This is a genomic window from Paenibacillus sp. RC73 (assembly GCF_044908085.1).
Lineage (GTDB): Bacteria > Bacillota > Bacilli > Paenibacillales > Paenibacillaceae > Paenibacillus > Paenibacillus terrae_A.
Genome location: NZ_JBIYCV010000005.1, coordinates 38,249 through 60,815 on the forward strand (window position 1 = coordinate 38,249; position 22,567 = coordinate 60,815).

The following is a 22,567-nucleotide window of genomic DNA, read 5'->3' on the forward strand; positions in this document are numbered from 1 at the left end:
ATTATTTCAATACATGAAAAATTCATAATAGAAATACGTAAAAGGTATCAATGTCCAAGTAAAGGATCAAACCCATACTGTAAGCTGTGGAGTAAGTAATGATATTAACATAATCTTGATTTTTTACACAAGGAAATGAGAAAAGGATGACGAATCTATTGAGCGAGACAAATGTAAGCGCTTTATAAAATGTGATTCCTGTTGTATTTCATTGATAACGACTGGGGGTGAGGCCGAGAGAAGCTTTTATCAGACTATGTTGGTTGTTGGAAAGACAATGATTAGGAACGAATCTGGAATCGACTGATTTCTTTCATCTGGAAATGACTCGCATATTCAAATGAATATAGAGAAGGAGGTTGAATTCATTGACTAAGGCAAAAAGCAGGTTTAGGATCGCGTGTTTGGCGCTTGTGGTAGCGGGTGCTTCCTGGACAGGGTTGATAACGCAGTCACATGCTGCCGCTCCAAGTGATGAGTACACCTGGAAGAGTGTGGTCACGGGTGGCGGTGGCGGTTTTGTGCCTGGTATCATTTTTAATGAGAAGGAAAAAAATCTGATCTATGCCCGTACGGATATCGGAGGTGCTTACCGCTGGAATCCCGCTGACGAGAGCTGGATTCCGTTGACGGATTCTGTGGGTTGGGAAGATTGGAACAAAAATGGCGTAGATGCGTTGGCGACCGATCCTGTTGATCCGAATCGTGTATATATAGCTACAGGTACGTATACCAATTCCTGGGACAAGCAAAACGGGCAGATTATGCGGTCGACCGACCGGGGCAATACGTGGCAGACAACGAAGCTTCCTTTTAAGGTGGGAGGCAATATGCCAGGCCGCTCGATGGGCGAACGTCTGACGATTGATCCTAATAAGAACAATATTTTGTTCTTCGGGGCACGGAGCGGTAATGGATTATGGAAAAGCTCGGATTACGGGGCAACCTGGAGCAAGGTAAGCAGCTTCCCGAATCCGGGCACGTATGTTCAGGACCCTTCCAATGAGTACACCAGTGATATCGTCGGTTTGGCCTGGATTACGTTTGACAAAAAGACGGGCTCTTCCAGCAAAGCTACACAGACGATTTATGTGGGGGTAGCTGATAAGAATCAAAGTGTCTATCGCAGTACAGATGGCGGGACAACCTGGTCTGCTGTAGCAGGGCAACCAACGGGCTATTTACCGCATCATGGCGTGTTGTCATCGGACGGCAACCTGTATATCTCTTATAGCGATGGAGCAGGTCCATATGACGGGACAAAGGGTGATGTGTGGAAATTGAATACAGCCAGCGGTCAATGGACCAATATAAGTCCTGTTGCCAGTAGCAGCACGGACAATTATTTTGGATATGGTGGACTGACAGTAGACGCGCAGAAGCCGGGTACTCTGATGGTGGCTACGCTGAATTCCTGGTGGCCGGATGCAACGATTTATCGCAGCACCAATAGTGGGGCAACCTGGAGTCCTATTTGGGAATTCGATGGTTATCCAACTCGCAAGCTGAAATACAATTTGGATATAACAGCTGCACCTTGGCTGACTTTCAATGCCAACCCTGCTCCGCCGGAAGTATCGCCCAAGCTGGGCTGGATGATCGGGGATCTGGAGATTGATCCATTTAATTCAGACCATATGTTATACGGCACAGGAGCTACCATTTACGGCTCCAAAAATGTGACCAACTGGGACAAAGGCAGCAAGCTGGACATTTCGGTAGCAGCTAAGGGATTAGAGGAAACGGCGATCTTGGATCTCGTAAGCCCTCCAACCGGTGCACCTTTGGTGAGCGCAGTAGGGGATGTCTCCGGTTTCAGACATGACGATCTGTTCAAGGCTCCAGCTAAAATGCTGGATAATCCCACTTTTACAAGCAGTGAAAGTATCGACTATGCCGAGCTGAATCCAGCTTTTATGGCGCGGGTAGGCAAAGCCGATTACCAAAAAGATCCGAATGCCAAATCCATCGGCTTCTCCAATGATGGCGGAGCAAACTGGTATAAAGCGAACAGTGAGCCTTCCGGCACAGCAGGAGGGGGAAGCATAGCCGTTGCGGCCGATGGTAATGGCTTACTCTGGAGTACCTCGGACAAAGGCGTATTTTACTCCAAAACAGGCGGCAACTCATGGACCGCAAGTACAGGTATTCCAGCGAACGCGAAGATTGCCTCGGATCGGGTGAATTCCAACAAATACTATGCGTTCGCGGCCGGAAAAATATATGTCAGCACCAATGGAGGCGTATCGTTCACAGCCTCGGCGGTATCTGGCTTGCCAACCGTAGGTAATGCCGATATTGATGCAGTACGTGGAGTAGAAGGGGATGTGTGGTTCGCTGGGGGTTCTGAGGATGGAGGGCCATACGGCTTGTGGCATTCCAAGGATTCCGGTGTTACGTTCACCAAGCTCGCTAATGTGCAGGAGGCAGACTTTGTAGGCTTTGGTAAAGCAGCACCGAATCGTACCAATGCAGCTGTATTCATCGTTGGTAAAATCGACGGTACACGTGGATTTTACCGTTCGGACGATGCTGGCGCAAACTGGGTACGCATTAATGACGACAATCATCAATATGCTCGGGTGACCACCATTATCGGTGACCCACGAGTTTATGGACGTGCTTATCTGGGAACAAATGGCCGTGGTATTCTGGTGGCGGATCGAGTGAACGGTGATCAACCATCTGCGGGTCAGTCTAGCATTACGCCGACGACTGCAACCTATGGACCGGATAATACCAATGTTGATATTTCCGTCAAGCTTACACTTAGCGGAAATACGTTAGACGCCATCCAGCAGGGTAGCGTAGTGCTGAATAAAGGTGAAGATTATACGCTCAATGGCGAAACGGTCACCTTCTCCAATAGGTATTTGTCCAAACTCCCTAAAGGAGACACAGCGCTAACGTTTCATTTTAATGCAGGTAGCGATGTGCTGTTCACGGTGACAGTAAAAGAAAATACATCTAGCGAGCCGGGAACAGAACAGGGTGTTCTCAAGGTACAGACCTTCAATGGGAATGTATCCGAAACAAGTAATACGATCAGCTCCAAGTTTAAAATTACGAATACAGGAAGCTCGTCCGTTTCCCTTGCCGATGTGACGATGAGTTATTATTACACTATAAATGGGGAGAAGTCCCAAAATTTCTTCGCAGATTGGTCAAGTGTTGGTCCTGAGAATGTGATCGCCAGATTCAAAACGCTGTCCAATCCAAAACCGGGAGCAGATTCTTATGTGGAAATTGGCTTTAAGCCAGGTGCGGGTTCTTTAGATCCCGGTCAAAGTGTGGAGCTACAAACACGGATATCCAAAGCGGATTGGAGCAATTACACCCAAACCGATGATTATTCCTTTGACGCCACAGCAACCAGTTTAAAAGATTCCACTAGGGTAACTGCTTACTTGTCTGGAAGCAAGCAATGGGGGATAGAGCCGTAAATCCTGATAAGTAAGCTAAATCCGAACGAAAGGGGACTTTTGCTAAAATGGCTAAACTGCTTTGCAGCATTTAGCATAAGAATAATCCTAAAGCCAGCCACTCCTGATGAGCGAGCTGGCTTTATTTTTGTTGGTATTGTTGATTCTCATTAACACACCAATATAATTATTTCACTATATGAAAAGTTCATAATAGATAAACAATTCTTTCTCGCACACAATCTCCACAAAACACACATACCACTTTAATCAGGAAAAAGGCAAATAATTACGAACATATGTTCTTTTTTTGAGGGAAAAAATGCTCTTGTCCTCAGACAAAAGCGGTTCCATATAAGTCGAACACGAAAAAATGAACGTTAAAAACGGAGTAGGCGGAATAGTGCTGTACAAGAGAAGTGGTGGCGATGGGAAGCACTATTCGGCTTGTATAATCCAATCCAATCAAACAAGATACCGGGATGCTGAAATCAACAGTGTCATTGTAATGACATTCACCATGGTAGATAGAAGTACCGTTTGGGCTGCGAAATCGGGTTCGTTTTTATATTCTTCCGCCAGAATACTTGTATTAACACCGGTAGGCATACCAGATGCAATCAGCAGGGCTTGTGCTGGAATCCCTTTAAGCCCAAGCAGGAGTACGAGCAGAAAACCGACCGCAGGACCGGCAATCAGACGCAGCACCATACTGATATACACGGCTGTACGCCGCAGACGAAAGGGATATTGCACAATTTGCGCTCCCAAGGTAAGCAGAGCAACGGCAACCATCGACTGGCTGATATAATTCAACGGCTCTGCCAGTAAATTGGGCAATGGACTGTGTAACAGATTCAGCAGCAAGCCCAGCACGAGGGCATAAGGAACCGGCATTTTCAAAAAATTAATCAGAATTTTTCGAGTGTCGGCCTTGCCGTTCTGTACAACAAAAGTACCGTATGTAAACGTGACAAAGCTTTGAAAGGTCATAATCAGTGCTTGAACGGACGTAGCCAGCGGATCACCTTTGAATACTAACTGATTGATCGGCAGGCCGTAATTTCCAGAATTATCAAGCATGACACTGTTTGTAAAAGCTCCCCGCATTCCGGGGCTATACTTCAGAGATCTGGCAACAGTTGTACTGATGACGTACAGAATGGCTATGTACAAGGCGTAAAAAAGAGAAACCTCGCCCATGAGCATTAACGAAATTTCCGAGTTATAAAGACCGGTAAACACAACCGCAGGGGTAATATAGTAAAAATTGATCTTAGCTAAGGTATACAAATCCAGTTGAAAATAATATTGCATGATACAACCAAAACCGATGAGTACAAAAATAGGTAAAACCACGTCTAAAAGAATGGTGCCGAACATATCTGGTTCATCTTCTTTCTATTGTGCGATTTCTTAAAAATGCATGTGCATTGTCCATTATACTGTGGAAATAGGCTGGGCGTATAATGAAATTTTATATAACCCAAGAGGGGCTACTCGCATTATGTGCTGTTCATGTGTACAATTAAATAGAGAACACAGAGAAAAGGGAGTGGCATAGATGGATTTAGGATTAACGGGAAAAGCTGCCTTTGTTGCAGGCTCCAGTAAAGGACTTGGCAAGGCAAGCGCGAGGGAGTTGGCACGTGAAGGTGCGAATGTCGTGATTTCGGGACGGGACGAAGCGGAGCTTCAACATACACAGGCTGAACTCCAGGAAACGGCCAGCGGGCGCGTCGAATATGTGGTTTGCGATGTAACGAAACCTGAACATATTTCCGAAGCTATCCGTCGTACAGCAGATTTGTTCGGCACCGTCGATATTTTAGTTAACAATGCGGGCGGGCCTCCTGCGGGAACCTTTGATGATTTTACGGATGAAGTTTGGCTGCAAGCCTTTGAGCAAAATTTGCTTAGTCATATCCGGTTAATTCGTGAAGCTCTACCTTATATGAAAATACAACAAAGCGGCCGAATTTTAAATATTGCATCCTCGTCGGTTAAGCAGCCGATTCCGGGTCTTATTATCTCGAATACACTACGTACGGGTGTCGCTGGATTGGCGAAAACACTGTCTCTGGAATTAGCTCCTTACAATATCCTGGTACATACCGTAGCGCCGGGAAGAATCGCAACCGATCGTGTGCGAAGCTTGGACGAGCATCGGGCCGAGAAGACTCAGCAAACTTTGGATCAGGTTCGCAAGCAAGCAGAAGAGGGTATTCCGTTGGGAAGATATGGGGAGCCGGAAGAGTTCGGGAGGGTGATTGCCTTTCTGGCATCTGAAGCCTCGTCCTATTTGACAGGCAGCACCATTCTTGTCGATGGTGGGATGATCAAATCGTTGTAACAAATATTAAAAAAAAAAGCGTGCCAGCATCAGAATGAATCAGATGTTAGCACGCTTTTTAGGAGGGGGAGTTAAGAAGCTGTGAATCGCTTTCACCGGCCAATCAGTTCTCGCGGCGTGGAAGCTCACAACCGTCGTCTGTGCATACACCCCCTGTATCGTCTGCCGAGGAGCTTGCGCTTACCATCGTGAACGGAGAGCGTTCGTCCCATGCTTTTTGCAGGGCATCATGGAATACCTCGTCCGGCTGAGCACCTGAAACAGCAAATTTTCGATCAAACACAAAGAAAGGCACACCACGAACACCCAACTCAGCACCTTCGGCTTCATCAGCTCTAACTTCGTCCGTAAAGCGGTCACTGGCCAGCACGGCAGCGGCTTCGTCTCGATCCAAACCAACCTCCGCAGCCAGCGCCGTCAGCACTTTATGATCGCCCGTATGTTTTCCTTCTATGAACACAGCCTGGAATAAGCGCTCGCTCAGCTCCAGCATTTTGCCTTGTGTTTGAGCCCAAAGCGTTAAGCGGTGAGCATCCAGAGAATTGGTTGGCACCATAGCATGAATATTGTACTGCAGACCCGCCGTGCGTGCGTTTTCGTTCATACGATCATTCATGGCCTGAGCCTCTTGCAGACTGACGCCATATTTGGCTGACAGCTCTTCATTGATCGTTTTACCACTATCTTTTACAGCATCCGGGTTCAACTCAAAGCTCTTAAATGTCAATTGCACCTCATCGTGGTGCGGGAATTGCTTCACTACTTGTTCCAAACGGCGTTTGCCGATATAACAGAACGGACACATATAATCAGACCAAACTTCGATATTCATAAGGAAAAGCCTCCATGTATACGTATTTTATCGAGTAACCGGGAGTGAGTAAGCTCACGTTTAGATTTTTTATCAAAGGTGAAACTCAATAAGTTACATTAGAATTATAAGGCCAAAGCCTGATGCGTGCAAATATTTAGTGCTTGTCAAAAAATAAATGCTGTGATATTTTATATGTGTAACCGGTTACACATTGGAGTTGAAACCACACAATGACAACAATTAAACAGGTCGCCAGCTATGCCGGCGTTTCCGTAGCAACCGTATCCAGAGTTATTAATGAAACCGGATATGTGCATGAGGATACACGCCGCAAGGTTGAGGCCGCTGTTAAGCAACTCAATTACAAACCCAACGAAGTTGCTCGTTCTTTGTACAAAAAGAAATCCAGATTGATTGGCCTGCTTCTACCGGATATTACGAATCCTTATTTTCCCTTGCTAGCCCGTGGAGTGGAGGATCGAATGCAGGAAAATGATTTTCGAATTATTTTTGGCAATAGTGATGAGGATCGGCAAAAAGAACTGGATTACATGGATACCTTTATTCAAAATAATGTCATTGGCGTCATTTCATCTACAAATGATCCCAATGCTGATTGCTACGCCAAGTTGAAAATCCCTGTCGTTTTTCTTGATCGAACTTCCAATGACAGTCCTTCCGTATATGCGGATGGTGTTCATGGCGGTCGACTTGCAGCGCAGGAAATCGTGGCCCGTGGTAGCAAACAAATTACGGTCATGCAGGGGCCGACGCATATTCGTCCAGCACAGGATCGTTTTCGCGGGGCGGTTGAAGAACTTCAGCAATCGAGTATTGCTTATCATGTTGTCAAGACGACGTCCTTTTCGTTCAAGGAAGCCGAGCTGTGGGCCAAAGAGCTGTTCAGCAAGCATCCAGATACGGACGGAGTCATTGCGAGTAACGATATTGTGGCTACAGCGGTGATGCATGAGGCACATAGATTAGGAAAAAAAATCCCGGATGATGTTCAGATTATCGGGTTTGATGATATACCGTTAAGCAGCTTGTTATTCCCGCCATTGTCAACCATTCGGCAGCCTGCTTATGAAATGGGATGGGAAGCAGCAGGCTTGCTGATTCAACTGATTGAGCAGTCGCAAGCAACGAAGTCAAGCGTACCTAATCTTCATTCGAGCATACTTACTCATTCAAGCATACTTACTCATTCAAGCATACAATTGCCCGTCAAATTCATTGAACGGGAAACGACCAGAAAGGTGGATTATCATGGCTAAAATTACGATTATCGGAAGCAGCTCTATGGATCTTGTAGTGACTTCATCCAAGCGCCCCGGCGCAGGAGAAACGGTACTGGGTGAAAGCTTTACAACCGTACCCGGAGGGAAAGGAGCCAATCAGGCAGTAGCCGCAGCCCGTCTCGGAGCGGACGTTACGATGATTGGACGTGTAGGGGATGATCATTTCGGCCAACAGATTTTACGGAACTTTGAAGAAAATCATGTTCATGTCGGCTATGTGAAACCGGTTACACATATGGAAAGCGGTACAGCACATATCGTACTGGCTGAAGGAGATAACAGTATTGTCGTTGTAAAAGCAGCGAATAATGAAATAACTCCAGCCTATGTAGCGGAAGCGATCGATGTGATCCGAAATTCGGATATGGTGCTCATTCAACAGGAAATACCGGAGGAAACGGTCGTATACGTGAGCAAAATTTGCGCCAAGTATGAGGTGCCGCTGTTGCTGAATCCTGCTCCGGCTCGTGAGGTGGAAGCAAGTGTGATTGAGAACGCGACATACATTACGCCAAATGAGCATGAAGCCGCTATTATGTTCAAGGGCCAAAGCCTTCAAGAGGCTCTACGTCAATATCCGAACAAGTTGTTTGTTACAGAAGGCAGCAATGGTGTACGGTTTTTCGACGGAGAACAGGAGATCGTTGTCCCTACTTATAAAGTAGAAGCCGTGGATACGACAGGTGCAGGGGATACATTTAACGCTGCATTTGCGGTGGCGCTGGCTGAGGGGAAATCGCTGGCAGACAGTGTGAAATTCGCCAATCGTGCTGCATCGCTGTCCGTTACCAAATTTGGGGCACAGGGTGGTATGCCAACGCGGCGTGAAGTGGAGGAACAATTATAATATGAAAAAACATGGAATCCTGAACAGTCATATATCCAAGGTACTGTCGGATCTCGGTCACACGGACTATATTGTCGTGGCCGATGCGGGCTTACCCATTCCTGAAGGCGTTACCAAAATTGATTTGGCTCTCAAATTGGGCGTACCGTCCTTTCAGGATGTCGTTGATGTAATCGCAGCAGACATGGTGGTCGAAAAGGTAACGTTGGCTGAAGAAATTAAACAGGGGAATAAGGAAGCTTTACGGTATATTAGCCGCACATTTGCAGGGAAACAGTCAGAAAATTCGCAGACCACGGCGCAAACCGCCGCCATTGAGTTTTGTTCGCATGAGCAATTCAAAGAGTTGACCCGTTATGCCAAGGTGGTCATACGCACAGGAGAAAATAAACCGTTTGCCAATTGTATTCTGCAGGCCGGGGTTTATTTTGGATAAAGTCTATTTTGGATAAGTTCATTTTAGATATAAAGGAGGGGACAGCATGCAGATTCAAATGAAGGGAATTCACAAAGCCTTTGGAACCAATCAGGTGCTGAGTGGTGTTGATTTTGATCTCCGTGAAGGAGAGGTTCATGCACTCATGGGTGAAAATGGTGCAGGCAAATCAACACTAATGAATATTTTAATTGGGCTGCATCGCCGTGATGAAGGGACAATCATCATTGATGGTCAGGAAACCTATTTTGCTAACCCTAAAGAGGCGGAGCATAAGGGAATTGCTTTTATCCACCAGGAGCTGAATGTGTGGCCGGAAATGACGGTGCTGGAAAATCTGTTTATCGGCAAGGAAATGACATCCAAGTGGGGATTGCTGGATAGCACCAAAATGAAAGCGCTAGCAAATGAACAATTCGCTAAGCTTGCAGTGAATCTGCCTTTGAATGGGGAAGCAGGCGAATGTTCCGTAGGTCAACAGCAGATGATTGAAATAGCTAAAGCATTGATGACGGATGCCAAAGTAATCGTAATGGATGAGCCGACAGCCGCGCTAACTGAACGGGAAATTCAAAAGCTATTTGAGGTTATTACTTCCTTGAAAAAAGAAGGCGTTTCCATAGTGTATATTTCACACCGTATGGAGGAAATATTCGCAATCTGCGACCGGATTACCGTCATGCGTGATGGAAAAACAGTGGATACCCAAGCGATTCCTGATACCGATTTTGATGAGGTTGTGCGGAAAATGGTCGGCAGGGAGCTAACTGAGCGCTATCCGGCGAGAATACCTGCTTTGGGAGAAGTGGTGCTGGAGGTCAAAAATGCCTCGCACAAAGGTTTATTTAAAAATGTGAATTTTACCGTGCGATCCGGGGAAATTGTAGGCTTTTCGGGCTTGATGGGTTCGGGGCGGACAGAAATTATGCGAGCGCTTTTTGGATTGGATGCTTTGGATAGCGGTGAAATCCATGTGCGGGGAAAAAAGGTAGCTATCCGCAAGCCGGATGACGCGGTTAAGCTGGGAATCGGCTTTATTACAGAGGACCGCAAGGATGAGGGATTGGTGCTGGATTTTTCGATCCGGGAAAACATGGTGCTGCCCAATCTGTTCAGCTTTACGTCGAAAGGATTTATTTCAGGCAAAAAAGAGCTGGATTTTGTTAATACATTAATTAAGCGCTTACAAATAAAAACTCAATCAGGCGAAACGACGGTACGCAGTTTGTCAGGTGGCAATCAGCAAAAGGTGGTTATTGCCAAATGGGTGGGCATTGGCCCAAGCGTACTTATTCTTGACGAACCAACGAGAGGCGTGGATGTAGGTGCCAAACGGGAAATCTACCAGTTGATGAACGAGCTGACCGAGCGCGGAGTAGCGATCATCATGGTATCCTCAGAACTTCCCGAGGTGCTCGGCATGAGTGATCGTATTATTGTGGTTCATGAGGGGAAAATCACCGGGGAACTGAGCAGGGAAGAAGCCACACAAGAACACATTATGACGTTAGCTACAGGGGGACAGTAATATGACAACTATGAATGAAACTAAAGGTGGCAAAGGGTTTCAAATGTCGCAAATCACGCAAAAGCTCGGCCCGTTACTGGGACTCATTATTTTGGTCATCATCGTATCAGTCTTGAATCCCAGCTTTTTGGAACCCCTTAATATTCTAAATCTGTTGCGCCAAGTATCTATTAATGCGCTGATTGCGTTTGGTATGACCTTCGTGATTCTCACAGGCGGGATTGATTTGTCTGTTGGCTCGATCCTAGCTCTATCCAGTGCATTTGTCGCGAATATGATGCTGGCCGGGTTCGATCCGATTTTGGCGATTATCATTGGCTGTGCGCTGGGTGGCGTCATGGGGATGATTAATGGCTTGATGATTACCAAAGGTAAAATGGCTCCTTTTATTGCCACATTGGCGACCATGACTATTTTTAGAGGATTGACGCTGGTCTATACCAACGGTAATCCAATTACAGGACTCGGAGACAGCCTGGTATTTCAGTTGTTCGGCCGCGGCTACCAGTTTGGCATTCCGGTTCCGGCGATTACGATGCTTATTACCTTTGCCGTACTGTGGATCATTTTGCATAAAACGCCGTTTGGACGCAAAACGTATGCCATCGGTGGTAACGAGAAGGCTTCGATTGTATCCGGTATTAAAGTACCGCGCGTGAAAATTTGGATTTACTCTCTGGCTGGAATGCTCTCTGCTTTGGCGGGTGCTATTTTGACCTCACGTTTGAACTCGGCGCAGCCGACAGCAGGTACTTCTTATGAACTGGATGCCATTGCGGCTGTCGTACTGGGCGGAACAAGCCTGTCAGGCGGACGGGGGCGAATCGTAGGTACGTTAATCGGTGTACTCATCATCGGGACGCTGAACAATGGCTTGAATTTGCTGGGTGTGAACTCTTTTTATCAAATGGTGGTCAAAGGGATTGTAATCGCCATCGCTGTATTGATTGACCGTAAGAAATCTGCATAAACCACCTAATCTGTATATAAGGAGACCACATATATGAAAAAGCTTACATTAATTATGACAGCCTTGCTGCTCCTGCTCATGACAGGCTGTTCTTTGGAACCGCCGGAATGGGCGAAACCTAAATCAGCCGCGAACTTGAAGGACATTAAAATAGGCTTGTCTATCTCCACGCTGAATAATCCATTTTTCGTCTCTCTCAAAGATGGAGTCGTTGCAGAGGCCAAAAAACAAGGATTACAGGTCATTGTCGTTGATGCGCAAAATGATTCGGCGAAGCAAAGCAATGATGTGGACGATCTGATCCAGCAAGGCGTAAATGCGTTGTTAATTAACCCGACAGATTCGTCGGCTATCTCCACGGTCGTTCAATCCGCGAACGCTTTGAACATCCCGGTCATTACGCTGGATCGTTCTGCTGACAAAGGAGATGTAAAAGCGCTTGTCGCTTCGGACAATGTAGAGGGTGGACGCATGGCTGCCAGATACGTGATTGATCAAGTCGGAAAAGGTGCCAAGGTCATTGAGTTGGAAGGCGTACCAGGTGCATCGGCTACCCGAGAACGGGGCAAAGGCTTCCACGAAGTAGCGGATAAGGAACTGAACGTTATTGCCAAACAGTCGGCCGATTTTGACCGGACCAAAGGTTTGAATGTCATGGAAAACCTGCTGCAAGGCAACCCGGATGTTCAGGCGGTATTTGCCCATAATGATGAAATGGCGCTTGGGGCGATTGAAGCCATTCAAAGCTCGGGTAAAAATATTCCGGTGATCGGCTTTGACGGTAATGAGGATGCGTTGAAATCAATTAAGGAAGGCAAGCTCACGGCAACCGTGGCTCAGCAACCTGAACTGATTGGACAATTGGCAGTTCGGGCGGCACAGGATGTACTCCAGGGTAAAACCGTGAAAAAATCAATTCCTGCCAAGCTGGAGCTAGTGGATCAGAAGAAATAAAACGGGTGTATGCCCCCATAGATTTAAGATTTCGGGCTGATGCGATCATGGAATTAATGCCAGCCTGGTCAATAGGGACGATTCCAATAAGGGGTAGTACCAGCGAAGCTGTTACCACCCGCAAAATAGATGGAATATAGTGGTGTTTCCAATCCCGAAATCAGATACAGCCGACATACGTGTAAAAACAGATCACTTGATGGGCAATAGATACCATTAAGTGATCTGTTTTATGATGTTGGGCTATTTCACTATCGTACCCAATTAATTTAGCATTGGGGAAGGAGATGTTTTAGTACCGAATGCGATTATTGTTCCAATACCTTTTCAAGCTCGCCGCACCATTTACCCCAGCCATACTTAGCGCCTTCGACTCCTTGTGCATTTGAGATTCCGGTTTGTTCGAGATGAAGGTTAACCTTTATGTGGCTCTTCGGACGTAGCGCCCACGAGGCGGGAGCTAGGATTCCAAAACTAAGTTGGGTTGTTTCCTCCTCATAATTGTTTTCAAGTGAAACTTATTCAGGTTCCAAACTTTCCAAATGACTAGCAGTCAGCTATGTGTGCCAACTATTGATTTTATGTCATAGGGTCAACAAGACTTGAGGATACGTCCCTTTTTAGTTTGATTTATTCCTAGTTATCTCATGAGTTTAATTGACAAATAAAAAAAGCGGGATTATAATGACCTAAATTCAAAGTTCATTAACGAGTTAAATGGCAACATAAGCAATACTTTTTTTAACTTTTACGTTAATCATCGTTGATTATTAACAATGAAAATAGCTCTTATGATTAGGAAAACGAGAACACAGATGAGCATTCGAACGATACCACAAAGGAGAAACGAATGAGAGCAAAGGAAATGGAACAGTTAAGAATGGAACACAAGCTTCTCTCTTACTTGGGGAAGTACGATAATCCTGTAGGTGCCACGACGCTGGTACTGGTTTTAGGCAAGGAGTTTGGATTAAGTCAGGCTTCCATTGGACGAAAGCTGATGGAGTTCGATACCTTGGGCTATACGGAGAGCAAAGGGCGAAAGGGCAGGTTGCTTGCTCCGCCGGGAAAAGACCGCTTGGCAGATATCGAGCGTCAGCTTACTCAGTGGCGTGATCAGTCGAACTTGCTGGATGCGCTCAATGTTTCTGATGAGGAATCACTGCTTGATATGCTAATCGCAAGACGTGCGCTGGAGCGAGAAACAGCTTGGCTGGCAGCATCGAAGGCCAGTGAACAGACGATTCAAGAGCTATGGCATTCAATTGAAGCACAGGATGAGGCCATTGCAGATGGGCGTGTTCCGATTGAGGAGGACCGGGAGTTTCATGAACGGATCGCTGTGGCATCTGGCAACCGCGTGCTACTGCATGCTTTACGTCTTGTATGGGGAGAAGGGGCTCATCTTCCAGCAACCGCGCTGATTAGGAAAGCCGTTGGCAGCGAGCTTGTGGTAGACCATCGGCAGATTGTGGAGTGTATAGCCCATCATGAGCCTGATGAAGCGGCATCTGCGATGGTAACTCACATCAATCAATTGATTGAGGATGTGCGCATTTATTTTGATAAAAGTAAAGCATAAAAGAACGTCATTAATGACCCATGATATAGCAGTGCTTACCAAAACTCTGATTAACGCCTGATTTAAAATCTTGAGGTAGGATGTTGTTTTTACAGGATACAGGTTATTCAATACAGGAGGTGGTCAATATGACAGTTACATACCGACTCGGTATTGACATCGGTGGAACGTTTACGGATGTAATGCTAACGGATAATAACGGGAGGGTAACCGCAACATTGAAAACACCGTCCGTCCCCTCCGCGCCGGAGCAGGCTATTTTAAATGCGATTGAACAATTGAAGTCCATCCCGATTGATATTGGGGCCGTTGAATTGTTTGTGCACGGGACAACGCTGGGTGTGAACACGCTTATTGAACGCAACGGAGCGACGACAGGGCTTCTCGTCACTCGCGGATTTCGGGATGTTCTGGAAATTCGCAGACTCCGTCTGGAAAATACGACGAATCTTTACGGTGACAAGCCTGATCCACTTATTCCGCGCCATCTTGTAAAGGAAATTGATGAGCGCTGCTTGGCTGACGGACGGATCTATCGACCTCTTCCAGCCGATGATCTGCGTCAGTCTGTACAGGAGCTGCTTGCCGAAGGTGTTACGGCGATTGCCGTATCCTTTCTGCATGCTTACCATAACCCGGAGCATGAGCGGCAGGCCGTGGAACTGATTCGCAGGGAATTTCCCGATGTTTTTGTCTGCTCCAGCAGTGAGGTGTGGCCACAGCAACGAGAGTATGAACGTACTCTGGTAACGGTTATGAATGCGTATATTGGTTCCCGGATGAATGGATATTTCCGCAAACTAGAAGTTGGGGCGAAGGAGCGAGGCTTGCATGCCCAAGTGCTTTCCACGATGTCCAATGGAGGTATTATGACAGCGCAGCGGGCGGCTGAGGAGCCAGTTAAAACGTTGTTGTCTGGTCCGGCATCGGGCGTGATCGGCGCGACCCATGTAGCGAGATTGGCTGCGATCAACAAAGTCGTCACCTTTGATATGGGCGGCACCAGCGTAGACGTGGCTGTCATTGATGGTGAACCGGCCTATTCAAGTGAAAATCAGATTGGCGATTTTCCTGTCATTATTCCGGCGGTGGACGTAACCGCCATCGGCGCAGGCGGCGGATCTATCGCCTGGGTTGACGGTGTAGGCGTGTTCAAGGTTGGACCGCGCAGTGCAGGAGCAGATCCGGGGCCAGCTTGTTATGACAAAGGAGGGATGAATCCGACGACCACCGATGCCTATGTGCATCTGGGTATTATTCGTCCAGATCGCTTTCTTGGGGGCCGTATGTCGCTGAACGAGGAACTGGCGGCAACGGCGCTGGAGCGTTTGGGAGCAAGGATTGGGCTGGATTCCAAAAAAGCGGCTCAGGCGATTCTGGATGTGGCGACCGCCAATATGTACGCACAATTCACACCCCTGATGGCGCGAAAAGGAATTGATCCCCGTGATTTTACGTTGCTGGCATACGGCGGAGCTGGCCCGACGCATGCGTTCCTGCTGGCGCGGGAGGTCGGTATACGGCGGGTGCTCGTGCCACCGTCTCCAGGCACGCTTTGCGCAACAGGATGTGTCGTGGCCGATCTGCGTAATGATTTTGTATATACTTTGTACAAAACTGGACAGCAGCTTCAGGAGGGCGAGCTTAAACGTATTTTTAAGGATCTTGCCGAGCAGGGACATCATTGGCTGGAGACAGAAAGCAGCCGAGGAATAGAACTGGAGTCCACCTATATGCTGTACAGCGCGGATATGCGCTACGAAGGACAGGCTTTCGATATTGAAGTGTCCATTCCAAGTGAAAATCTGGAAGCTGGATCTGTTTCAGAGACTACAACGGATGGCGCAGTCCAGTTTGTTCAAGAGGCAGTGACGCGTTTTCATCGCCAGTATGAGACCATTTTTGGAGTAAGCCAGCCGGAGTCTCCCGTCTCCTTTATCAATCTGAGGGCAACGATTGTTGGCGTAACCCGCAAGGCGGATACGATGCAAATCCCCGACCATGATGATTTGTTCCAACAGCCTAGTCATTCAGCAGCTCAGGAAACCAGAACCATATATTTTGATGGCGGGGAAATGAAGGCGCACATTGTTCGGCGTTCAGGTCTGCCCACTACAGAAGCTTGGCCTGGTCCAGTCATTATTGAAGAGTATGATACGACTGTCTTTGTTCCACCAGGTTACACCGTAAAGATTGACAGCCTGGGGAATATAATCGGGGAGGTGGAAGGATGAACAGCGAGCTGAAGACGGACCGCGTATTTCTGGAGATTTTTAAAAACAGGGTGCAGGCTATCGTCGAGGAAATGGCTAATGTTGTTTTGCGCACCGGATTTACCGCTTTTGTCAAAGAAACAGGTGATTTCGGCACGTACCTGCTTTCACCCCAGGGCGAAACCTTTGGATGTCCACTCGATACAGGTTACAGCCTGTCGTTAGGTATCCCTGCGGGGGATGTGATTTCATCCATCGGACAATGGAATAAAGGCGATATTGTCATTTGTAACGATCCGTATTCGACGGGCGGTATGGCGACACATCTGCCGGATGTCTATCTGCTGAAGCCCTTTTTCCATGAGGAGCAAATTATGGCCTTCGGGCTGTGCTTCATTCACTCTTCTGACGTGGGGGGCAAGGTACCGGGCAGTGTGTCGCCCAGCTCATACGATATTTATCAGGAGGGGCTGCGCCTTGCGCCAGTGAAGCTGTACGAGGCCGGTGTGTTGAACGAAGCCATTTTGCGTATTTTTCTTGATAATTGCCGGATTCCTGACCAAAACTGGGGCGATCTGAGAGCTTTGATGGCTGCACTGAACCGCGGAGAACGACGGCTTAAAGAGCTGGTAGAGCGCTATGGGATATCCCGAGTAGAGAATGGCATCGAAGATGTGCTTGTTTACGCCGAGACACGGGTTCGTCAGATGATTCAGGATATTCCGGACGGAGAATACGAGTTCTGGGATTATATTGAGAAGGGTCCGGGGGGGTATCCGGTTCGACTGCGCTGTAAAATGGTGGTCCGGGACGATGGAATATTTTTGGATTTTAAGGGGACAGACCCGCAGGTGAGAGCATCCTTTAATATTCCGACCCTTAACAAACAGGGGCATTACTATCTGGTGCCAGCACTCATTCGATATTTCAGGACACTGGACCCCTCGATTCCATGGAATTCGGGGATGGTGCGGATGATTACGAATGATGCTCCGTCGGGTACTCTGTTGAATCCGGAAGCTCCGGCTGCGATCGGAGCGCGTGCGGCTACATTTATCAGGCTGATGGATGTGCTGACAGGTACGCTGAGTCAAGCCCAGGAGAACAAGCTGCCCGCTGCTGGTGCCGGACAAGCGGCGATCGTCATGCTGGCTATGACTGATCCAGTCACGGGTGGGCGGAAAGTAGGCGTGGTGCAGCCGATTTGTGGAGGCTCGGGAGCCAGACCGATGAAGGACGGCATTGACGGAATGGACTTTGCGGTCGGTCATCTGCGCAATATTCCTGCGGAAACGGTTGAAGCCGATATGCCTATCCTGATCGAACGGTACGGGTTGCTGCCCGATTCGGCTGGGGCGGGAACCTACCGGGGAGGCTGTGGAATTGATTTGCAGTTGAAGGTACTCAGTCCCGATACGGTGCTGACTGCCCGTAATATGGAGCGGATGGAATTTCAGCCGTGGGGGAGACTTGGGGGGAAAGCTGGTGCCTATGGAACAGCTGTTAAAAATTTGGGACAGCCATCCGAGGAACATACCGGGCGAATCGACGAGCTTTTATTACAGCCGGGGGACACGGTGGCGTTCTTTTCCCAAGGCGGAGGCGGGTATGGGAGCCCTTATAAAAGAGCTCCCGAGGCCGTCGCACGGGACGTACGCAACGGATTAGTATCCAAGGATGCCGCTTATGAGCAGTATGGAGTCGTATTCAATGAAAGACAGGTAGATTTGGACGCTACCCAAAAAAGACGCAGTGCCGTTCACAGTTCAATGGATGAACAGCAATCTTTTCATTTTGGCTCGGCTCGTGAACAATTTGAGTCCACCTGGAGTGATGAAATGCAGTTGGCTATCGGGGCGGCGTTAACGGTGTATCCGCTGGCACTTCGGGATTACCTCAAACGATGTGCAATGAAAGATATAGATGAGCGATTCCACAAAGGCGAACAGGTACAGGCTATTGAAGTGGCAGAGATTATGGCAGCCATCCATCGTACGATTGCTGCTCTCTAAGCAGGAGAGCAGCGTTTTTTACAGTTAATAAACATACTTTACCGGGAGGTTTAATCAAATGAAACGATTTTCAAAAACGTTAGGTTCCGTATCTGTTATTTTAGCTGCGTCTATGTTGCTGCTGACAGCGTGTGGCAGCTCGTCATCCACTTCACAGGCCACCAATGGAAATTCGGATGGAGAACAAAAAATCAAGCTCAGCATGTTTATATGGGCGGGTGCCAATCAGGACGTGGTTCCCAAAGAAGTAGTTGCGGATTATGTGAAGAAACACCCGAACGTTCAGGTTGATTTTGTGGAATCATCCAATTCTGTTATGTACCCTAAAATGGTGGCAGGGCAAAAAGCCGATCCCAACAATCCGGTTGTCAACTTCGGTTACTTTAATGCAGACGCTTCCGCCAAGGGGCTGAACGATGATATGTGGGAGCCGCTGGACCCGTCCATCGTAACCCATATGAAGGATATTCCCGAGCAATACCATACCAAGGACAATCGCGGCATCGTATGGGGAGTAACAAATTTTGCACTCGTATATAACAAGGATTTGGTTAAAACTCCGCCGACAAGCTGGAGCGATCTTTGGGATAATCCGCAATTTAAGGACAAAGTGGCTCTTTGGGATTACATGTTCTATTCCTACATTGCTCCAGTCATCGAATTGAAGGGCAAGGAACTGGGTGCAACCTATGATAAGCCAGAGGCTGCCTTTGATTTCTGGGGGAAGCATACGGATCAGGTACGCACGCTCGTAACCTCCAATGACCAATTGAAAAACTTGCTTATTTCCGGCGAGGCGCTGGTAGCACCATTCAGTTCGCAGACGGCTCAGACGTGGATTAATGATGAAGGCGCTCCACTAGCAGTAGCTATTCCGAAGGAAGGTTTCGTTTCCTTCCCGTATTCCTTGCAAGTGGTCAAGGGCTCGACGCCGGAACAGACACGTGTCGCTAACGAGATCATTAATGAGCTGTTGAAACCTGAAAATTTGACCAAATATGCTGAGGCAACAGGTACTCCGGTAACAAGCACTGCTGCTCAAGTACCTGATAAATATAAAAATGATCCATCTTTCTCTGTAGCTGAGCAGAAAAAAGGCTTGAATCCGGATTGGTCAGCCATGGCCCAAGGAGCTTCGGAGTGGAAAGACCTGTGGGATCGTCTGGTCAAAACAAAACTGCAATAATATCAGGCCATAGTTATAGGGAGGCTATTTGTGGCTAACCCACTAGGAGGGAATCTATCCATGTCCGGAGTTGAACACCAGATTGCGATTGAAGTACGGGATGTCGTGAAGAGGTTCGGCGATCATGCGGCCGTCAATCAGGTATCCTTTCGTGTGAGACAGGGGGAGTTCATTTCTTTGCTCGGTCCCAGCGGCTGCGGGAAAACAACGTTGTTGCGGATGTTGGGAGGACTTGAGATGCCCGATCAGGGTACTATTCTTCTCTCTGGAGCAGATGTGACCCGAATTCCGGCGTATGGACGAAATACGAACATGATTTTTCAGCAGCTTGCACTGTTTCCGCATATGGACGTATATAAAAACATTGCCTACGGCTTGAAAATGAAAGGAACATCAAAAGGTGAAATTCGGAAAAGTGTGGAGCGAGTTCTGGAATTAGTTCAGCTTCCCGGCTTCGGCACCCGCAAGGTTTCACAACTGTCCGGGGGGCAGGCCCAGCGTATAGCGATTGCACGCGCCTTGATCAACCAGCCCCAAGTGCTGCTGCTGGACGAGCCTCTGTCTGCGCTGGATGCGCAGCTACGACTGGACATGCAACGGGAGCTAAAGCGGATTCAGCGGGAGTCAGGGACCACCTTTATATTCGTGACCCACGATCAGGAGGAAGCCATGAACGTATCGGACCGGATCGGTGTTATGCGTGACGGGGTCATGCTGCAATATGGCACGCCGGACGAGATTTATGAGCGCCCCGCTGACCGATTTGTCGCTAAATTTATCGGTGATACCAATTTGTTGCCGTCCCGTGTGCTGGCGCATGAAGGAGACCTGACGATTGTTGAAACGGCAGGGGAAGCCATTACCGTCCACATCGGGCAGGGTCAACAACCGTCGTCGTTACGCGACCAGGGCCATATCTCGATCCGCTATGAATATGTGCGGATTGGTTCAGAGGCTGAGGGTCTGCGCAATCGGCTTACAGGCGTGATTCGGGATGTGCGTTATGGCGGCACGATGCTGCGCTACACTATAGAGCCGGACGGTGTGAGCGAATTCCCGCAATTAACAGCGCATGTCCCTCATTTTCCGGGAAAACCACGATTTTCTCCCGGTGAAACGGTAACTATCGGGTGGGAGCCGCAGGACGCTGTCTTTTTATCTGACCGGGGGGAGGGAGGCGTGTGAACCGACTGGCTCACCGTGTAGTCGACTGGATTTCGCCCAAGGGCAAATCATGGGTCACACCCCTATTGCTACTGCTGCCGTCCCTCCTGCTGATGGGATTCATATTTATCGGCTCGTTACTTATATTTGCCCGCTACAGCCTGGATTCATTTGAAGGTGGGCGGTTGCAATCCGCTTTTCAATGGACAGCGTATCGCACATTTTTAACCGATCCTTACTATTGGAAGGTCATCAGGGACACCTTTTGGTTGACGATCAGGGTGACACTCATAAGCCTGCTGCTTGCATATCCGCTGGCGTATTATACAGCACGTATTCGCAGTAGTGCCTGGAGGCAAACTGTGCTAATGATTATGTTCCTTCCCCTGCTGGTCAGTGCGGTGGTCAAGTCTTATGCGTGGCTTGTTCTTTTGTCCAGACAAGGGCTTTTGAACTGGTTGCTGATACGGACAGGCATTACAGAAACAGGGCTGGAAATGACCTTTAATGAGACAGGCGTCATCATTGCGCTCGTTCATATTTTTCTTCCTTTTATGGTTATACCGATTTTGAGTGTGCTGGTGCAACAGGATAGTATGCTCAAGGCAGCAGCTCATGATCTTGGCGCTGGAAGCTTGCGCACATTCCTGACGATTACGCTACCTTTGTCGGTACGTGGAATCGTATCCGGTGTGCAGATCGTATTTACGTTGTGTCTGACCGCTTTTACGACGCCGGCACTAATTGGAGGCGGGAGAGTAATGACCTTGCCTACCTTTATTTATCAGCGGACGCTGGATACTAATTGGCCGATTGCCGCAGTAGCAAGTCTGTTTCTGATTATCGCTTCGACTTTGGTTGTATGGCTGCTGAATCGGCTCGGAGACTTTCTTACGTTTCAACGCTCCGTAAAAGGAGGTGCTGCGGATGCGCCTTAAAGGTTTATCCTCACGCGGATATCATCTGATTCTGTTCGTCGTTGCAATGATCGTTTGCCTGTTTCTCGTGCTACCGCTCGTCATTGTGGTGATTACTTCACTCAATTCTACTGCCTACAGCGCTTTTCCGCCCAAAGGCTTGTCGTTGCGTTGGTATGAAAATTTGCTCTCGCAGCCCCAGTTTCTTCGTGCGTTCGGTAATAGTGTTTTTTCTTCCGCTTGCGCCACATTGCTTGCCTTAGTAGCGGGTACGCTGGCTGCTCTGGCCATTCAGCGCTTTGAGTTTCCCGGACGCAATCTGTTGCGGGCCTTATTCATGTCGCCGATGGTAGTGCCTAAAATCGCGCTGGGCGTTGCCTACTTGATTTTGTTTTCAAAGCTTCGGATTGCAGGCGGCTTGTTTGCCCTTATTTTAGGAGAAGCGGTCACGATTATGCCATTTGTATTGAGTATCATAGGCAGCACGCTGGCTAATGTACGCCGGGAGCATGAGGAGGCTGCCTCAGATTTGGGCGCGGGTCCGCTGCGCGTATTTTTTACGGTAACCTTGCCACAAATACGACTAGGGCTGCTAATGAGTGGGGCTATCGCTTTTATATTTACATTTGATCAGGTAGAGACGGCACTGCTCATTTTGCGACCTGAAAATAGTACCTTGCCCATTGAACTCTTCCTCTACATGGAAAAATGGCAGGACCCAACCATCGCGGTTGTTTCAACCCTCATGCTGTTAATTGCGCTGGCGCTGTTTTTTGGCTTAAAGCTAATTCTGCGCTCTGTGCCTGAGGTACAGCGGGTGCTGGAACGGAAAGAAAATTGAGTAACAGACGTATTATTCATATCTAAA

The 22,567-nt window shown here is 48.0% G+C and carries 17 protein-coding genes and 1 pseudogene; 15 read left to right on the forward strand and 3 right to left on the reverse strand.

What is annotated here, in order from left to right; translation table 11 throughout:
• Positions 1-368 precede the first annotated feature (368 nt).
• Positions 369-3,443: a X2-like carbohydrate binding domain-containing protein gene (locus ABH897_RS13400; protein WP_404592177.1), complete on the forward strand. Its 3,075-nt coding sequence runs from the start codon at positions 369-371 to the stop codon at positions 3,441-3,443.
• Positions 3,444-3,887: 444 nt separating this feature from the next.
• On the opposite strand, the gene ABH897_RS13405 is transcribed toward ABH897_RS13400, so the two are convergent.
• The gene (locus tag ABH897_RS13405; protein ID WP_404592179.1) at positions 3,888-4,805 is read right to left on the reverse strand and encodes an AEC family transporter; all 918 of its coding nucleotides are present in this window, start codon (positions 4,803-4,805) and stop codon (positions 3,888-3,890) included.
• Between the two features lie 181 nt (positions 4,806-4,986).
• Between ABH897_RS13405 and ABH897_RS13410 the strand changes: the two genes are divergently transcribed.
• Positions 4,987-5,775, forward strand: coding sequence for an SDR family oxidoreductase (locus tag ABH897_RS13410; protein WP_404592181.1), 789 nt, complete (start codon positions 4,987-4,989; stop codon positions 5,773-5,775).
• Between the two features lie 103 nt (positions 5,776-5,878).
• On the opposite strand, the gene ABH897_RS13415 is transcribed toward ABH897_RS13410, so the two are convergent.
• Positions 5,879-6,607, reverse strand: coding sequence for a DsbA family oxidoreductase (locus ABH897_RS13415; protein ID WP_404592183.1), 729 nt, complete (start codon positions 6,605-6,607; stop codon positions 5,879-5,881).
• A 212-nt stretch (positions 6,608-6,819) separates the two neighbouring features.
• On the opposite strand from ABH897_RS13415, the gene ABH897_RS13420 reads away from it, so the two are divergent.
• Genes ABH897_RS13420 through rbsB form a run of 6 tightly spaced genes read left to right on the forward strand, consistent with a single transcriptional unit; the run spans position 6,820 to position 12,625 of the window.
• Entirely contained in the window at positions 6,820-7,866 is a 1,047-nt protein-coding gene (locus tag ABH897_RS13420; RefSeq protein ID WP_404592185.1) for a LacI family DNA-binding transcriptional regulator, read from the forward strand.
• A complete protein-coding gene (gene rbsK, locus ABH897_RS13425) occupies positions 7,859-8,737 on the forward strand; it encodes a ribokinase (protein ID WP_283656145.1) in 879 nt (292 codons plus the stop codon). Before ABH897_RS13420 ends, rbsK begins: the two co-directional genes overlap by 8 nt.
• A 1-nt stretch (position 8,738) precedes the next feature.
• Positions 8,739-9,173: a D-ribose pyranase gene (gene rbsD / locus ABH897_RS13430; RefSeq protein WP_283656144.1), complete on the forward strand. Its 435-nt coding sequence runs from the start codon at positions 8,739-8,741 to the stop codon at positions 9,171-9,173.
• A 46-nt stretch (positions 9,174-9,219) separates the two neighbouring features.
• Positions 9,220-10,701, forward strand: a complete 1,482-nt coding sequence (locus ABH897_RS13435; protein ID WP_283656143.1) for a sugar ABC transporter ATP-binding protein — start codon at positions 9,220-9,222, stop codon at positions 10,699-10,701.
• Between the two features lies 1 nt (position 10,702).
• Positions 10,703-11,671 carry a ribose ABC transporter permease RbsC gene (gene rbsC, locus ABH897_RS13440; protein WP_014281544.1) on the forward strand — a complete coding sequence of 323 codons (969 nt, stop codon included), beginning with the start codon at positions 10,703-10,705 and terminating at the stop codon, positions 11,669-11,671.
• Positions 11,672-11,704: 33 nt separating this feature from the next.
• The gene (gene rbsB, locus ABH897_RS13445; protein WP_283656142.1) at positions 11,705-12,625 is read left to right on the forward strand and encodes a ribose ABC transporter substrate-binding protein RbsB; all 921 of its coding nucleotides are present in this window, start codon (positions 11,705-11,707) and stop codon (positions 12,623-12,625) included.
• Positions 12,626-12,933: 308 nt separating this feature from the next.
• On the opposite strand, the pseudogene ABH897_RS13450 reads toward rbsB, so the two are convergent.
• A pseudogene (locus tag ABH897_RS13450) lies at positions 12,934-13,050 on the reverse strand (SRPBCC family protein); the annotation flags it as partial.
• A 425-nt stretch (positions 13,051-13,475) separates the two neighbouring features.
• Between ABH897_RS13450 and ABH897_RS13455 the strand changes: the two are divergent.
• From ABH897_RS13455 to ABH897_RS13485, 7 genes are all read left to right on the forward strand, one after another.
• Positions 13,476-14,207 carry a FadR/GntR family transcriptional regulator gene (locus tag ABH897_RS13455; protein WP_283656141.1) on the forward strand — a complete coding sequence of 244 codons (732 nt, stop codon included), beginning with the start codon at positions 13,476-13,478 and terminating at the stop codon, positions 14,205-14,207.
• A 128-nt stretch (positions 14,208-14,335) separates the two neighbouring features.
• Entirely contained in the window at positions 14,336-16,441 is a 2,106-nt protein-coding gene (locus ABH897_RS13460) for a hydantoinase/oxoprolinase family protein (RefSeq protein ID WP_404592187.1), read from the forward strand.
• The gene (locus tag ABH897_RS13465; RefSeq protein WP_283656138.1) at positions 16,438-18,432 is read left to right on the forward strand and encodes a hydantoinase B/oxoprolinase family protein; all 1,995 of its coding nucleotides are present in this window, start codon (positions 16,438-16,440) and stop codon (positions 18,430-18,432) included. Before ABH897_RS13460 ends, ABH897_RS13465 begins: the two co-directional genes overlap by 4 nt.
• A 58-nt stretch (positions 18,433-18,490) precedes the next feature.
• The gene (locus tag ABH897_RS13470) at positions 18,491-19,618 is read left to right on the forward strand and encodes an ABC transporter substrate-binding protein (RefSeq protein ID WP_404520164.1); all 1,128 of its coding nucleotides are present in this window, start codon (positions 18,491-18,493) and stop codon (positions 19,616-19,618) included.
• 60 nt (positions 19,619-19,678) lie between these two features.
• Positions 19,679-20,803 (forward strand): ABC transporter ATP-binding protein, encoded by a 1,125-nt coding sequence (locus ABH897_RS13475; protein ID WP_404520163.1) that lies wholly within the window; start codon positions 19,679-19,681, stop codon positions 20,801-20,803.
• Entirely contained in the window at positions 20,800-21,720 is a 921-nt protein-coding gene (locus ABH897_RS13480; RefSeq protein WP_404520161.1) for an ABC transporter permease, read from the forward strand. Before ABH897_RS13475 ends, ABH897_RS13480 begins: the two co-directional genes overlap by 4 nt.
• Complete coding sequence (locus ABH897_RS13485; protein WP_404592189.1) at positions 21,710-22,540, forward strand: ABC transporter permease; 831 nt, start codon at positions 21,710-21,712, stop codon at positions 22,538-22,540. Before ABH897_RS13480 ends, ABH897_RS13485 begins: the two co-directional genes overlap by 11 nt.
• The last annotated feature ends 27 nt before the right edge of the window (positions 22,541-22,567 follow it).

Excerpts from the sequence above, each read along its gene's own strand:
- ABH897_RS13405 (WP_404592179.1), bottom strand. The coding sequence starts at position 4,805 with ATGTTCGGCACCATTCTTTTAGACGTGGTTTTACCTATTTTTGTACTC.
- ABH897_RS13410 (WP_404592181.1), top strand. The coding sequence starts at position 4,987 with ATGGATTTAGGATTAACGGGAAAAGCTGCCTTTGTTGCAGGCTCCAGT.
- ABH897_RS13415 (WP_404592183.1), bottom strand. The coding sequence starts at position 6,607 with ATGAATATCGAAGTTTGGTCTGATTATATGTGTCCGTTCTGTTATATC.
- ABH897_RS13420 (WP_404592185.1), top strand. The coding sequence starts at position 6,820 with ATGACAACAATTAAACAGGTCGCCAGCTATGCCGGCGTTTCCGTAGCA.
- rbsK (WP_283656145.1), top strand. The coding sequence starts at position 7,859 with ATGGCTAAAATTACGATTATCGGAAGCAGCTCTATGGATCTTGTAGTG.
- rbsD (WP_283656144.1), top strand. The coding sequence starts at position 8,739 with ATGAAAAAACATGGAATCCTGAACAGTCATATATCCAAGGTACTGTCG.
- ABH897_RS13435 (WP_283656143.1), top strand. The coding sequence starts at position 9,220 with ATGCAGATTCAAATGAAGGGAATTCACAAAGCCTTTGGAACCAATCAG.
- rbsC (WP_014281544.1), top strand. The coding sequence starts at position 10,703 with ATGACAACTATGAATGAAACTAAAGGTGGCAAAGGGTTTCAAATGTCG.
- rbsB (WP_283656142.1), top strand. The coding sequence starts at position 11,705 with ATGAAAAAGCTTACATTAATTATGACAGCCTTGCTGCTCCTGCTCATG.
- ABH897_RS13455 (WP_283656141.1), top strand. The coding sequence starts at position 13,476 with ATGAGAGCAAAGGAAATGGAACAGTTAAGAATGGAACACAAGCTTCTC.
- ABH897_RS13460 (WP_404592187.1), top strand. The coding sequence starts at position 14,336 with ATGACAGTTACATACCGACTCGGTATTGACATCGGTGGAACGTTTACG.
- ABH897_RS13465 (WP_283656138.1), top strand. The coding sequence starts at position 16,438 with ATGAACAGCGAGCTGAAGACGGACCGCGTATTTCTGGAGATTTTTAAA.
- ABH897_RS13470 (WP_404520164.1), top strand. The coding sequence starts at position 18,491 with ATGAAACGATTTTCAAAAACGTTAGGTTCCGTATCTGTTATTTTAGCT.
- ABH897_RS13475 (WP_404520163.1), top strand. The coding sequence starts at position 19,679 with ATGTCCGGAGTTGAACACCAGATTGCGATTGAAGTACGGGATGTCGTG.
- ABH897_RS13485 (WP_404592189.1), top strand. The coding sequence starts at position 21,710 with ATGCGCCTTAAAGGTTTATCCTCACGCGGATATCATCTGATTCTGTTC.